13 protein-coding genes are annotated in these 12,977 nt (G+C 62.2%); 11 read left to right on the top strand and 2 right to left on the bottom strand.

Annotated elements, in window-relative coordinates; translation table 11 throughout:
- Positions 1-118: 118 nt before the first annotated feature.
- On the top strand, positions 119-1,000 hold the full coding sequence (locus tag ACERK3_15225) for an AsmA family protein (GenBank protein ID MFA9479639.1): 882 nt from the start codon (positions 119-121) through the stop codon (positions 998-1,000).
- 102 nt (positions 1,001-1,102) lie between these two features.
- Here ACERK3_15225 and ACERK3_15220 read toward each other — a convergent pair whose 3' ends face one another.
- Positions 1,103-1,627 carry a flavin reductase family protein gene (locus ACERK3_15220; protein ID MFA9479638.1) on the bottom strand — a complete coding sequence of 175 codons (525 nt, stop codon included), beginning with the start codon at positions 1,625-1,627 and terminating at the stop codon, positions 1,103-1,105.
- Between the two features lie 471 nt (positions 1,628-2,098).
- Here ACERK3_15220 and queD point away from each other — a divergent pair, with 471 nt between their 5' ends.
- Positions 2,099-2,458 (top strand): 6-carboxytetrahydropterin synthase QueD, encoded by a 360-nt coding sequence (gene queD / locus ACERK3_15215; protein MFA9479637.1) that lies wholly within the window; start codon positions 2,099-2,101, stop codon positions 2,456-2,458.
- On the opposite strand, the gene ACERK3_15210 is transcribed toward queD, so the two are convergent.
- Complete coding sequence (locus ACERK3_15210; protein MFA9479636.1) at positions 2,455-2,916, bottom strand: response regulator transcription factor; 462 nt, start codon at positions 2,914-2,916, stop codon at positions 2,455-2,457. The two genes, queD and ACERK3_15210, sit on opposite strands and share 4 nt — an antisense overlap.
- A 455-nt stretch (positions 2,917-3,371) precedes the next feature.
- Between ACERK3_15210 and ACERK3_15205 the strand changes: the two genes are divergently transcribed.
- From ACERK3_15205 to bshB1, 9 genes are all read left to right on the top strand, one after another.
- Positions 3,372-4,739, top strand: coding sequence for a hypothetical protein (locus ACERK3_15205; protein ID MFA9479635.1), 1,368 nt, complete (start codon positions 3,372-3,374; stop codon positions 4,737-4,739).
- Between the two features lie 106 nt (positions 4,740-4,845).
- Positions 4,846-6,573, top strand: coding sequence for a M3 family oligoendopeptidase (locus ACERK3_15200; protein MFA9479634.1), 1,728 nt, complete (start codon positions 4,846-4,848; stop codon positions 6,571-6,573).
- 114 nt (positions 6,574-6,687) lie between these two features.
- On the top strand, positions 6,688-8,325 hold the full coding sequence (locus ACERK3_15195; GenBank protein MFA9479633.1) for a cation:proton antiporter: 1,638 nt from the start codon (positions 6,688-6,690) through the stop codon (positions 8,323-8,325).
- Between the two features lie 140 nt (positions 8,326-8,465).
- Positions 8,466-9,272, top strand: a complete 807-nt coding sequence (locus ACERK3_15190) for a fumarylacetoacetate hydrolase family protein (protein ID MFA9479632.1) — start codon at positions 8,466-8,468, stop codon at positions 9,270-9,272.
- A gap of 30 nt (positions 9,273-9,302) precedes the next feature.
- Positions 9,303-9,731, top strand: coding sequence for a VOC family protein (locus tag ACERK3_15185; protein ID MFA9479631.1), 429 nt, complete (start codon positions 9,303-9,305; stop codon positions 9,729-9,731).
- 37 nt (positions 9,732-9,768) lie between these two features.
- The gene (locus ACERK3_15180; protein ID MFA9479630.1) at positions 9,769-10,011 is read left to right on the top strand and encodes a DUF6868 family protein; all 243 of its coding nucleotides are present in this window, start codon (positions 9,769-9,771) and stop codon (positions 10,009-10,011) included.
- Between the two features lie 162 nt (positions 10,012-10,173).
- Positions 10,174-10,947: a tRNA pseudouridine(38-40) synthase TruA gene (gene truA, locus ACERK3_15175; GenBank protein ID MFA9479629.1), complete on the top strand. Its 774-nt coding sequence runs from the start codon at positions 10,174-10,176 to the stop codon at positions 10,945-10,947.
- 117 nt (positions 10,948-11,064) lie between these two features.
- Positions 11,065-12,258, top strand: a complete 1,194-nt coding sequence (locus ACERK3_15170; protein ID MFA9479628.1) for a glycosyltransferase family 4 protein — start codon at positions 11,065-11,067, stop codon at positions 12,256-12,258.
- A gap of 29 nt (positions 12,259-12,287) precedes the next feature.
- Positions 12,288-12,974, top strand: a complete 687-nt coding sequence (gene bshB1, locus ACERK3_15165) for a bacillithiol biosynthesis deacetylase BshB1 (GenBank protein MFA9479627.1) — start codon at positions 12,288-12,290, stop codon at positions 12,972-12,974.
- The last annotated feature ends 3 nt before the right edge of the window (positions 12,975-12,977 follow it).

Below are 12,977 nucleotides of genomic sequence, written 5' to 3'. Positions count from 1 at the left end.
TGCGAGGCCGGGCCTGCGTGGCGAGGGTCGATCAACGGGGGTTTTGACCGTTTCAACCGCGATCTTGATATAGTAGCCGACCTCTGGTTCGTCCGAACCTTCCTTACAGGAACCTGCTATGAAATGGCTTTTTGCCGGTGTCGGGGCACTGCTGGTTGTTCTACTGGTTGCCGCTGTCGTGCTTTACGTCAGCCTTGACGGCCTGACCCGCCGGGGCATCGAGCGTGGCACGAGCTACGCGACCGGCACGACGACGACGCTCAACTCGGCTCACCTTGGCATCCGCCAGGGCGAGTTGAAGCTCAACGCCTTGCAGATCAACAATCCCGAGGGCTTCGAGTCGCCACACTTCCTCCAACTCGGCGACGGCGACGTGGCGGTGACGCTGCGATCGCTGTTGCGCGACCAGGTCCAAGTGCCCCGCCTGCACCTGAGCGGCATTGACCTGAATATCGAACGGCGGGACGGGCGAAACAATTACGACGTCATCCTCGAACACATGGAAAAGCTCCAGGGCCCGCCCGAGGAGCAGCCGCGCGACGGCAAGAAGTACATCATCAACGAGGTGGTCATCTCCGACGTGGTGGTCAAGGCGGCGGTGCTGTCGCTCGGCGGGGAGGAGCCGCGGGTAGTGACGATTCGGCTGGACAACATCCGCCTGACGGACGTCGGCTCGGAAACGGAAGGCGGCGTGCTGCTGGAACAACTCAGCGGCATCCTCATCAACGCGCTGCTGCAGGCCGTGGTCGAGCAGGCGGGCGACGCGCTGCCGAGCCTCATCGCGGGCGACCTGCGTGGCGCGTTGGCTGGGCTGGGTGATCTTGGCGATTTCGATCTGGAGAAGATCACCGACAACCTCGGCGGGATCATCGGCGACGTGACGGGCGACGCCGCGGACCGCGACCTGCGTCAAGAAGCCGAGGAAACGCTCCGCCGGGGCGTGGAAGACAATCTCGGCGGACTGCTGAACCGCCAACGTCGTAACGGCAACGAGGACTGAGACCAGGCGGATACGGATTCTTCGTCAAACGCGGGCTTTGTGTATGAGGCTGACGCCGTGGGCGTCGACCGCACCTGCTACATTCGCCAAGATACGTGCTGATCAGTATTTCAGGCCGTTTTCGCGGAGGTGGATGTGCGGGGTGTCGTCCTTTTTGAGGCGGGCGCCGGCGTGCACTCGGCCGACGAACAAGTCGTGGTCGCCTTCGACGTCGAGGTGGCAGGCAAGCTCACATTCGAGGTAGGCCAGCGCGTGCTTGAGCACGGGCAGGTTGTGCAGGTGGGTATTGACGAGGTCGAAGCCGAGGAACGGATCGTCGGAGGGGTCGACGCCGCCTGCGAACTTGCGCAGCAGGAGTTTGTCGTTTTCCGAAAGCTGACAGAGGGCGAACTGGCGTGATTCGCTGATGAGCGGCATGATCGGCCGACCCTTGGCGACGGAGACGCAGACCATCGGCGGCTCGAAGCAGACCTGCTGCACCAGGCTGGTGAGCATGCCCTGACGCCGATCTTCGTGTTGAGCGGTAAGCACGAACAGCCCCGAAGGGATGCGGCCGAGCGCTTCGGCAATGCCCAGTTGACGGGCCTTGCTTTTTTCAATGTCCTTAGGCTGAGCCGGTGATGGCATAGTTACTCCAAGGCAGACGGGATGAATCGCCATTCGTATGCGTGCTCAGAGGATACCAACGCGGCCCGCCGGGATAAAGCGCGGGCCTGGCGGGTGCAGGGACATCGCATCGGATTTAGCCGTCGATTTTCAACGCCAAGACGCCAAGACGCCAAGACGCCAAGGACAGCAGATCGTTCTTGCCACAAAGACACGAAGGACACGAAGAAAACACGAAGAGAGGCAGAGCATTATGTTTTGGCAAGGCAGGGAAGCGTTCAATAGGTTCCTGAACACCTGCCCCTCCCAGTCACCTCCCCCTTCCTTCTAATTCTTGCTTCCCCCTTCGTGCCCCCTTCATCCCCTTCGTGCCTTCGTGGCTTGCCTTTCTTTCTGACGTCTTGGCGTCATGAGCGAGTAGATGCGATCGACCTGCCCAGCGGATGCGTCGCGGAACTTGAAACTTGCCCGGGGAAACCGGAAACTACCGCGATGCGCGTCAGCCTGACCAAATCGATGGATTTTGAAGCGGCCCACTTCCTGCCCACGTTTCCGGAGGGGCATAAGTGCCGGCGGATGCACGGCCATTCGTTCAAGGTCGAGGTGGTCATCGAGGGCGAACTCGACGAGGAGAAAGGCTACCTGCAGGACTTCGGCGAGGTGAAGGCGGCGCTCAAGCCGATTCACGACGCGCTGGACCATCGGCTGCTGAATGACATCGAAGGCCTGTCCAATCCAACGGCGGAACTGCTGGCGAAGTGGGTTTACGATCAGTTGAAGCCGACGCTGCCGCTGCTGGCGGCGGTGCGTGTGCGTGAGACGTGCACGAGCGAGGCGGAGTATCGCGGTTAGCTGGCGTTGTCGTTGCGCGGGGCGGCGGCGGCCCCGTTGTCGCGGACGACATTGTGGATGGTGCGTGTGAGTTCTTCGGTGGAACAGCCTTTGGAGAGGTAGGCAGACGCGCCGGCCTGCCGCATGAGGGTGGCGACCTCGTCGTCGTTGTACATGGACAGGCCGATGACTTTGACGTGGTTGTTTTCCGCCATGAGCGCGGCGGTGGCCTGGAGGCCGTTGAGCCCGGGCATGTTCACGTCCATGAGCACGACGTCCGGGTTGAGTCGGCGGGCCTCGACGAGGGCGGCCTTGCCATCGCCTGCTTCGCCGACGACCGCGATCTCCGGCGAGCGTTTGAGCACCATCAGCAAGCCTTCGCGCACCACAGCGTGATCGTCCACCACCAGCACGCGAATCATCGAGTTCGGCTGCGTTTCGGCCGCCCCGCTACGGTTATGTCGGTCAGTCTGCTCCATTTTTAAATCCAACCACCGGCCGACGCGCTGCGATCCATCAGGTGAGGCGGGACGGCGGTATGAGCCACATAGCATATCGCTCATACCGGATCGGGTAGCCTGTGTTTCATCTCGGCATGGCGGCAAGGGAACTTTAGGCGGCAGCTTTGGCTTTGTGGCGTCTGTGGCTGGCGGTTGTCCGCTTGATCGTCATTGTATCTAAATCTCTACTGTGGCCACTACTATGTAGCCTTCGCGCACGGCCGCCGTTCGCGAGGATTGTACACCCGGGGGCGAAATCCGAGCAGAGGCGTAGTGTGCCCGAGAAGCGAATCAGGTGAAGCCCCACCTTTAAACCGGGGCCGTCTGGGGGGGTTCGCGACGCCTGTGGTCGATTGTCGAGTCGACGTATACTGGCGAGCATGTCTATACAGCTTCAAGCCGTTGAATTGTTCCAGCGTCCGATGCGGACGCGAATGCCATTTCGTTATGGGATCGCTACGTTGACGGAACTGCCGCACCTGATCGTTCGGGCGCGTGTGCGTGTGGCGGGCCAGACCGCGGTGGGCTACGCCGCGGAGGGCCTGTCGCCGAAGTGGTTCACCAAGCATGCGGACGAGCCGGTCGAGCGCGAGTTGGCCGACCTGTGGCGGGTGATTCGAAATGCAGCCGAGGCGGGCACGGGGTTGAGTGCGCCGAGTGTGTTTGCGCTCTGGCATCGGCTGTACCAGACGCAGTCGCTTTGGGCGGAGACGACGACGCACCCGCCGCTGCTGTGGAACCTGGGTGTGGCGGTGATCGAGCGGGCGGTGATCGACGCGTTCTGCCGGGCGACGGGCGACTGTTTTGCCGAGGCGGTGCGCCGCAACACGCTGGGCATCGAGCTGGGCGAGATTCACAAGCCGTTGGCCGGTGCGTCGCCCGCCGACCTGCTGCCCGCCGAGCCCAGCCGACGGATGGCGGCGCGTCATACGGTCGGGCTGGCGGACCCGATCGATGAAAGCGATCTCAACGGCACGGATCGGCTGGACGATGGCCTGCCGCAGACCCTTGAGCAGGCGATCGCGGCGTATGGGCTGACGCATTTCAAGATCAAGCTCGTCGGCAAGCCCGCGGACGACCTCGCCCGGCTGAAGCGGTTGGCCAGCGTGATCTGCAAGGACGGCAGGCGGTTCGCCTTTACGCTGGACGGCAATGAGACCTACCAGGCCGTCGAGCCGTTCCGCGAACTGACAGACGCGATTTGCAGCGATAAGGCGTTGCAGGCGTTCATGAAGGGGATGCTTTTCATCGAGCAGCCGTTCCATCGTCGCATCGCGCTGGGCGACGAGGTACAGCAGCAATTGCTCGCGTGGAAGGATCGCCCGACGATCATCATCGATGAGTCGGACGCGACGCTGCACAGCCTGCCACGCGCGCTGGACTGCGGCTACGCCGGGACCAGCCACAAGAACTGCAAGGGCGTTTTCAAGGGCATCGCCGGTGCATGTCTGCTGGCGCACCTTCATCGCGAGGAGCCCGGCCGACCGTTCGCACTCAGCGGGGAAGACCTGTCGAACGTGGGCCCGATCGCGCTGACGCAGGACCTGGCAGTGATGGCGACCCTGGGTCTGGACCATGTCGAACGCAACGGGCATCACTACTTCAAGGGACTGACCATGTTCCCCGACACGGTCGGGCAGCAGATGCTCAAGCACCACGGTGACCTCTACCACGCGCACGAGCAGGGCTACGCAGCGGTGAAAATCGACGCGGGCGAACTTGCGATCGACTCGGTGGTGGACGCGCCGTTCGGCACGTCAATCGAGGTTGATCCGGAGGCGATGGGGTTTGAGCGGGTGTGATGGGGTTTGAAAGCGGGGCATGGGGCGGGGCGCGCCCTCGCGTGGGCGCGAGGGCTAAACTTTTTTGTGGTTGTGGATATTCGACCTGAGATGGTGATTTTTGAAAATGGCAAAGACAACGACGACTCGCCGATTTGTACCCGCTGATGTGGATCTGTCCGACTGGTCGCAGCTTGAGCCGCTGTTCGACGCGTTGCGCGATCGGCAGATGGATTCGCCCGACGCGGTGGAGCAGTGGCTGGCGGACCTGTCCGAGTTGATGGCGGCGGTGTCGGAGTATGGCGCCCGTCGGCGGATCGACCAGGCTTGTCACACGGACGATCCGGAAATCGAGAAGGCGTTTTTGCAGTACGTCGAGCAGATCGCGCCGAAGCTTCGGCCGGCCTTTTTCGAGCTTCAGAAGAAGCTGCTCGATTCGCCGGGACATAAGGCGTTGGAAGGCCCGCGCTACGCCGTGATGCTGCGCGAGTGGCAGGCGGACGTGGAGCTGTTTCGACCGGCCAACGTGCCGTTGGAAACCGAGGTCACGAAGCTGGTCAGCAGCTACGACAAGCTCATCGGCGCGATGGAGGTCGATTTTCAGGGCAAGAAGCGAACGCTTCAGCAACTCGCGAAGTTTCTCGAAGAGCCCGATCGCGCGGTGCGCGAGCAGGTGTGGACGCTGAGCGCGAACCGTCGGCTTGAAGATCGCGACGCGATCGAGTCCACCTTCGATAAGCTGCTGGACCTGCGGCAGCAGATCGCGACGAATGCGGACAAGGCGGACTATCGCGAGTACACCTGGCAGGCGCGGGCGCGGTTCGACTATTCGCCGGAGGATTGCCTGGCGTTTGCGGATGCGATCGAGCAGGTGTGCATGCCGCTGGTGCGTGAGTTGGATGAGCAGCGGAAGGCGAAGCTGGGGGTGGACTCGCTTCGGCCTTGGGACATGGCGGTGGACGTGGCGGGCCGAGCGCCGCTGTCGCCGTTTGATGCGGACGACCCGTCGGAGCTGGTCCGGCGCGCGGGCGAGGTGTTCGGCCGGGTGTCGCCGACGCTGGCGGAAGAGTTCGGCCGACTGTCGTTCGAGCGGAACCTGGACCTGGAGAGCCGCCGGGGCAAGCGGGCGGGCGGCTTCCAGAGTGCACTGGAAGAATCAGGCGAGCCGTTCATCTTCATGAACGCGGCCGGCGTGCAGCGGGATGTGGAAACGCTGCTGCATGAAGGCGGCCATGCGTTTCACTTTCTTTGGTCGTGGCGGGCGGAGCCGTTGGTGTTTCTGCGTCACGCGCCGCTGGAGTTTTGCGAAGTGGCGAGCATGGCGATGGAACTGATGGGCTCGCATCACCTGGATGTGTTTTATGCCGACGCCGAGTCGCAGGCGCGGGCGCAGCGGAACATGCTTGAGGGCATCGTGCGGTTTTTCCCGTGGATGGCGACCATCGACAGCTTCCAGCACTGGTTGTACACGAATCCGGGGCATACAGCGGACGAGCGGCGGGAACATTGGCTGTCGCTGATGGCGCGGTTCACAAGCCCGGTGGTTGACTGGTCGGGCTTTGAGCAGGCGCGGGCGCACCTGTGGCATCGTCAGCTGCACTTGTTCCACCACCCGTTCTATTACATCGAGTATGGCATCGCGCAGCTGGGTGCGTTGCAACTCTGGGCCCGGTTCAAGCAGGATCGCGAGCAGGCGTTGCAGAGCTACCAGAGCGCGTTGACGTTGGGCGGCACACGGCCGCTGCCGCAGCTTTTCGAGGCGGCGGGGCTGCGGTTTGATTTCACACGCGACACGCTTGAGCCGTTGATGCAGGAATTGTGGGGCCAACTCGATGCACTGCCGGAGCGGGGGTAGACGCCCACGGCGTGACGCCGTGGGCGTCATGGGGGGCTCATTCTGGTGAACGAGGTCGGCATGCAGTAACTTACCGCCGTGGCTGAGTTGGATTTCATACGCGCGATCGGGATCATGATCGTCACCGCGGCGGCGCTGGTGCTGGTGGCGCGGTTGGTGCGGATGCCGTCGATCGTGGCGTACATTTTCGCGGGCCTGGTGCTCGGGCCGATGCTGGGCGTGCTTGTCTTCGAGGTGCACACGCCGGGCGACCACGATGCCCCAGCGACGATGGAGGTGCTCACCGAACTGGGGATCGCGCTGCTGCTGTTCCTGGTGGGGCTGGAGCTGAGCCTGGACAAGATTCGCGATGTGGGCAAGGTGGCGGTGCTGGCGGGCATCGGGCAGGTGGTGTTCACGGCGGCGGGCGGGTTTGTGCTCTCGCTGGTGCTGCAGTTCTCGGTGATGGAGTCGATGTTCCTGGCGACGGCGCTGACGTTTTCCAGCACGGTTGTGGTAGTGAAGCTGCTGGACCAGAAAAAGGAACTGCATTCGCTGTACGGGCGGATCGCGGTGGGCATCTTCCTGGTGCAGGATCTGGTGGTCATTATCGCGCTGACGTTCCTGGCAGGTTTGGGTACGGAGGCGGATGGTGAGGAAGCGTCGCGGTCGATCGGCGCGATGACGGGGAATCTGGCGCTCGCGTTTGTGGGGATGGGTGTGTTGCTGGTGGCGGCGTTGCTGGCGTCGAAGTTTCTGCTGCCGCGGCCGTTTGGCTGGCTGGGGCCTTCGCCGCAGGCGATGGTGATCGCGGCGCTGACGTGGTGCTTCGCGTTCGTGGTCGCGGCGGAGTGGATGGGGCTGTCGTTGGAGATCGGCGCGTTTCTGGCCGGGCTGAGTCTGGCGCAACTGGATGTGGCTCACGATCTGCGGCGACGGGTGCATCCGCTGATGAACTTTTTCATCGCGATTTTCTTCATCTCGCTCGGGGCGCAGATGGACTTGAGCGGCGCGATCAACGACTGGTTCGCGGCGACGATATTGTCGCTGTTCGTGTTGATCGGTAACCCGTTTATCTTCATGTGGATCATCGCCCGCTGCGGGTACAGCGAGCGGACGTCTTTCCTTACGAGCGTGACGGTGGCGCAGATCAGCGAGTTTTCGTTCATCTTCGCGGCGATGGGCATGGCGGCCGGGCTGATTGATGACCGTGTGCTTTCGATCGTGATGGTGGTGGGGCTGGTGACGATTGCGATTTCGTCGTACATGATTCTCTACAACCATCCGTTGTTCGCGGTGTGTCATCGGTTTGGCTTGCTGCGCATGTTCGGCGCGGGTGAGCAGGAAGATGCGGACAACGCCGAGCCGCCGTTGTGCGGTCATGTGATTGTCGTGGGCATGAACGCGATGGGCCGACGGCTGGCGAGCGAGCTGCATCGGCGCGGCGAGACGGTGCTTGCGATCGACACGGACGCGCGAAAACTGGCAGGGCTGCCCTGCAAGACGATGGTGGGGCATATCGATTACCTCTCCGTGCTGGAAGAGGCGGGGCTGCCGGAGGCGAAGCTGGCCATCACGGCGTTGCAGATTGAAGATACGAACAACCTGTTCGTGTATCGCTGCAGGCAGTTCGGCGTGCCGGTGGCGGCGCATGCGTTTGATCGGTCGGTGCGCGGCGACCTATTGCGGCTGGGCACGGACTTTTTGATCGACGCGAAGGCGGAGTCGAGCAGGCAACTGGACGAACGATTGCGCGACGCGGGGGTGGCGTAGGTAAAGGTTTCTGGTTTGTGGTTTGGAGTTGGAGTTCGGGTAACGCCCACGGATGGAATCCGTGGGCTTCGGAAAGATCCGGAGTTGCGCCGCGCTTCACTCCGGCGTGGGGGAGAGGAATTACTTGAAGGGAGTTGGCGATGCGGGTCATGCGATATGAAGACGACGGCGGCGTGGTGCGGTATGGCGAAGACATCGGTGATGGGCGGGCGCGGCGGCTGGGGGGGTCGCCCCTGGCGGGGGCGATCGAGGTGGAGGGGACGGAGGATCGGGTGAAGCGGGTGTTGATGCCGATTCAGCCGAGCAACATTTTCTGCATCGGGCTGAACTATCGCGAGCATGCTGCGGAGACGGGCGCCGAGCTTCCGGAGCATCCGGTGGTGTTCATGAAGCCGACGTCCGCGGCGACCGATCCGGGTGTGGCGATTCGTCTGCCGGCGTCGCAGATGCGCGGGCCGGAGGTGGACTACGAATGCGAACTGGCGGTGGTGATCGGCAAAGCGGGACGCGATATCCCGGAAGCGCGGGCGCTGGAGCATGTGCTCGGCTATACGTGTGCCAACGATGTGTCGGCCAGGCGGTGGCAGAAGCAAGGCGGCGGGGGGCAGTGGATTCGCGGCAAGAGTTTTGACACGTTCTGCCCGCTGGGGCCGGTGCTGGTGACCGCCGATGAGATAGCCGACCCGCAGGCGTTGAATATCTCGACGACGCTCAACGGGAAGGTGATGCAGCAGCACACGACGGGTGACATGATCTTCAGCGTGGCGACGCTGATTGCGTTTTTGAGTCGCGACACGACTTTGCTGCCGGGCACGGTGATACTGACCGGCACGCCGCAGGGTGTGGGCATGGCGCGGAAGCCGCCGGTGTTTCTGGCGGACGGCGACGAGGTGGTGGTGGAGATCGAGCGCATCGGCAAGCTGGTCAATCCGGTGGTGAACGCATAACGAAGTTATTTTTTATCGGGGAGGATGGGTATGGAACCGCGCATCAGTCTGGTGACGCTCGGTGTGGAGGATCTCGAACGGTCGCTGCGTTTTTATCGCGATGGCTTGGGGTTTGCGACGACGTGGACGCCGGACAAGGGCGTGATCTTTTTTCAGACGCAGGGGACGCGGTTGGCGTTGTACCCGTTTGATGATCTGGTGAAGGATGTGGGCGATGAGTTTCGCCCGGAGCGGCCGCCGTTTTCAGGCATCACGCTGGCGCACAACGTTCGGGAGAAGGATGACGTAGCTCGATTGCTTGCCGAGGCGGAGGCGGCGGGGGGTCGCATTGTGAAGCCGGCGCAGGACGCGTTCTGGGGCGGGCATAGCGGGTATTTTGCCGACCCAGATGGTTATTTGTGGGAAGTGGCGTGGGGGGCGTTTGAGTTTAATGAGGATGGGAGTTTGCAGATTCCGTGATAATCGCGAATAAAATCCTTTAATAAGGAGCGACATCATGGATATTGAAGTCGTGCGTCATGTACTCATCTGGAGTTTCGTTATCAACGTTGGCATCCTGATGCTCTGGTTTGGCATTTTCTGGGGCGCTCGCGAGTGGTTATATGGGATGCACGGCCGATGGTTCCGGCTTTCGCCGGAGCGGTTCGACTTTGCGCACTACTTGGGTATGTCGATCTACAAAGTGGGCAATATTCTGTTCAATTTTGTTCCGTGGATTGCGCTGCATATCGTCGCCTAGGTCGACCACGCGGGTTCGATTCCGCATCACCATTTAGCCTCGGGCCTTGGTCCGCGCGTTCGGGTGGTGGGGCGAAGAACGCGGTGCAAACACCGCGGCTAAATGTTTCAAAAGTTAGAACTGCGTTGTTGTATCAGGCGTCGGCGGTACACTGGTCGCGCTGTGTGCATCACTCAACGTTACAAACTCACCATCGCCTACGACGGCACGAACTTCCACGGCTGGCAGAAGCAGCATCCGCCGGGTGTTGATGTGCCGTTGCGGACGGTGCAGCAGGTGGTGGAGGACACGTTGCGGGAAGTGTTGCATCAGCCGATCCGGTTGATGGGCGCCAGCCGGACGGATGCGGGGGTGCACGCGCGGGGGCAGGTGGCGCAGTTTGATGCGGCGTGTCCGATTCCGTTGGAGCGGATGGCGTTGGCGTTTAACAGTCGACTGCCCGCCGATGTGGATGTGCGAAGCTGTGAGGTTGTGCCCGCGACGTTTGATTGCATCGGCGACTGCACGAGCAAGCAGTATCGGTATCGCATCTGGAACTCGGCGGGTCGGCCGTTGGAGCGGCGACATTTCGTGTGGCATTGCTGGACACCGTTGGATCTTGATCGCATGAACGACGCGGCGCGTCGGCTGGTGGGGATGCACGACGTGGCAGGGTTCGCAGCCGCGAAGCATGGCCGACTGTCGACGGTGCGGACGATCCATGCTTGCGAGGTGGTGCGCGATTGCGCCGCTGACAGTCCGGAGGTGCATGTGGTGATCTCCGGCGACGGGTTTCTCTATAACATGGTGCGTATCGTCGCGGGCACGCTGGTCGAAGTCGGCCGAGGCTTGTTCGAGCCGGAGCGGATTGATGAAATCCTGCGAAAGGCGGACCGCCGCCTTGCCGGGCCAACGCTACCCCCGGAGGGGTTGTGGCTGGAGTGGATTCGGTTTTGAATCGCTGAACGCTGATTGCTGATCGCTAATTGAAGGGTGAACCCTCCGTCACGGTTGTATGTGTTTCAATCGGCAATCAGCAATCAGCAATCAGCAATTAAAAATTAGAAATTCAAGATGAAGATTCTTCACATCATCACGCGGCTGATCCTCGGCGGGGCGCAGCAGAACACGGTGATGAGCTGCGCAGCGCAGGTGGCGGCGGGGCATGAGGTGACGTTGGCGTATGGGCCGATCTACGGGCCCGAGGGGTCGCTGCTTGAGCAGGCGCGGGCGAGCGGAGCGCAGTTGGTCGAGGTGTCGAGCATGCATCGCTCGATTCGGCCGATGGATGATGTGCGGTGTTACTTTGCGTTGCGTCGGCTGATTCGTGAGTTGCGGCCGGATGTGGTCCATACGCATTCGAGCAAGGCGGGCATCGTCGGCCGAGCGGCGGCGTGGGCGGAGGGCGCTTCCGGGGGTGTGCCGGCGGTGATTCATACGGTGCACGGCCTGCCGTTTCACGACCACCAACCCCGCTGGGTGCATCGTATGTATGTCGCGCTGGAGCGATACGCGGCGAAGCGTTGCCATCACCTGATCGCGATTACGTCGGCGATGGTGGATGCGTTCACCGCCAAGGGCATTGCCGGGCCGGAGCGTTTTACGGTGATCCCGTCGGGCGTTGAGCTGTCGCGTTTTGAGCGCGACCGTTCGCATGGCGCGGCAGTGCGGGATGAGCTTGGCGTTCCGCATGATGTGCCGGTGCTGGGCATCGTCGCCCGGCTGGACCCGCTGAAGGGGCATGACGATCTGCTGGCGATCATGCCCACATTGCTTGAGCGGCTGCCGACGTTGCGGTTGTTGTTGATTGGCGATGGTTTTCATCGCTCGCAGATCGAAGCACAGCTTGCGGACAAGCCGTGGCGGGAGCAGGTGATGCTCACGGGGCTCGTGCCGCATGACCGGGTGGGGCATCTGCTCACCGCGGTGGATGTGAAGGCGTTGCCCAGCTACCAGGAGGGGCAGAGTCGGACGTTGATTGAGGCGCTGCTTTGTGGCTGCGGGATTGTGGCGTACAACGTGGGGGGGATGCCGTCGATTTGTGTGGATGGCGAAACGGGTAAACTCGTTGAGCCGGGCGATCGCGCGGCGTTGGCCGAGGCGATCGCGTGGATGTTCGAGCATCCCGATGAGCGAGCGAAGCTGATCGCGAAAGGGCAATCGCATGTGCGCGAGCAGTTCGACGCTCGGCGAATGGTGGCGATGATCGAGCAGGTATACGAGCGGCAGTTGCAATCAACCGACTCCAACAGCGGCGTGGCCGACTAAGTGGCCGGACCAGGAAAGATGGAAGCGTTATGGCAAACATACTCGTCGTCGGTCCACATCCGGACGATCAGGAACTCGGCATGGGGGGCACGATTCTTCGCCTCGCGCAGCAGGGGCATGATGTGCTGTTGCTGGACATGACCAACGGCGAGCCGACGCCGTTTGGCTCGCCGGAGCAGCGTGAGAAGGAATGGACCGCCGCGGCGAAGATCCTCGGCAACGTCAAGCGGCGACTGCTTGGCCTGAAGAATCGCGAGGTGGAACATTCGTTGCAGGCTCGGCATCTTGTCGCGGGCGTGATGCGCGAGCATCAGGCGGAGGTGGTGTTCCTGCCATATTACGAAGACGCGCACCCGGATCACATCGCGACGACGCGCATCGTGGAAGATGCGCGGTTCGATGCGAAGCTGACAAAGACGGACCTGCCCGGCGAGCCGATCTACCCGCGCTGGCTGATCTATTACTACTGCACGCATCTGCGTCATGTGGCGAACCCGAGCTTCTGCATGGACATTACCGAGCAGATGGATGAGAAGGAACGCGCGGTGAAGGCGTATGAGAGTCAGTTCGTGACGCCGGAGAAGAATCGGCGGGTGGTCGAATGGCTGCGTCAGATGAACGGCTACATGGGCAGCCGAATCGGGACGGAATACGCCGAGCCGTTTTTCACGCGCGAGCCGTTGGGGTTGACGGGGCTTGATGGTGTGGTGATGTAGACT

Source organism: Phycisphaerales bacterium AB-hyl4, assembly GCA_041821185.1.
In the GTDB taxonomy this organism is placed as follows: Bacteria; Planctomycetota; Phycisphaerae; order Phycisphaerales; family Phycisphaeraceae; genus Natronomicrosphaera; species Natronomicrosphaera hydrolytica.
The sequence above is the reverse complement of the archived record's forward strand: the minus strand, read 5'-3'. Positions and strand labels throughout refer to the sequence as shown.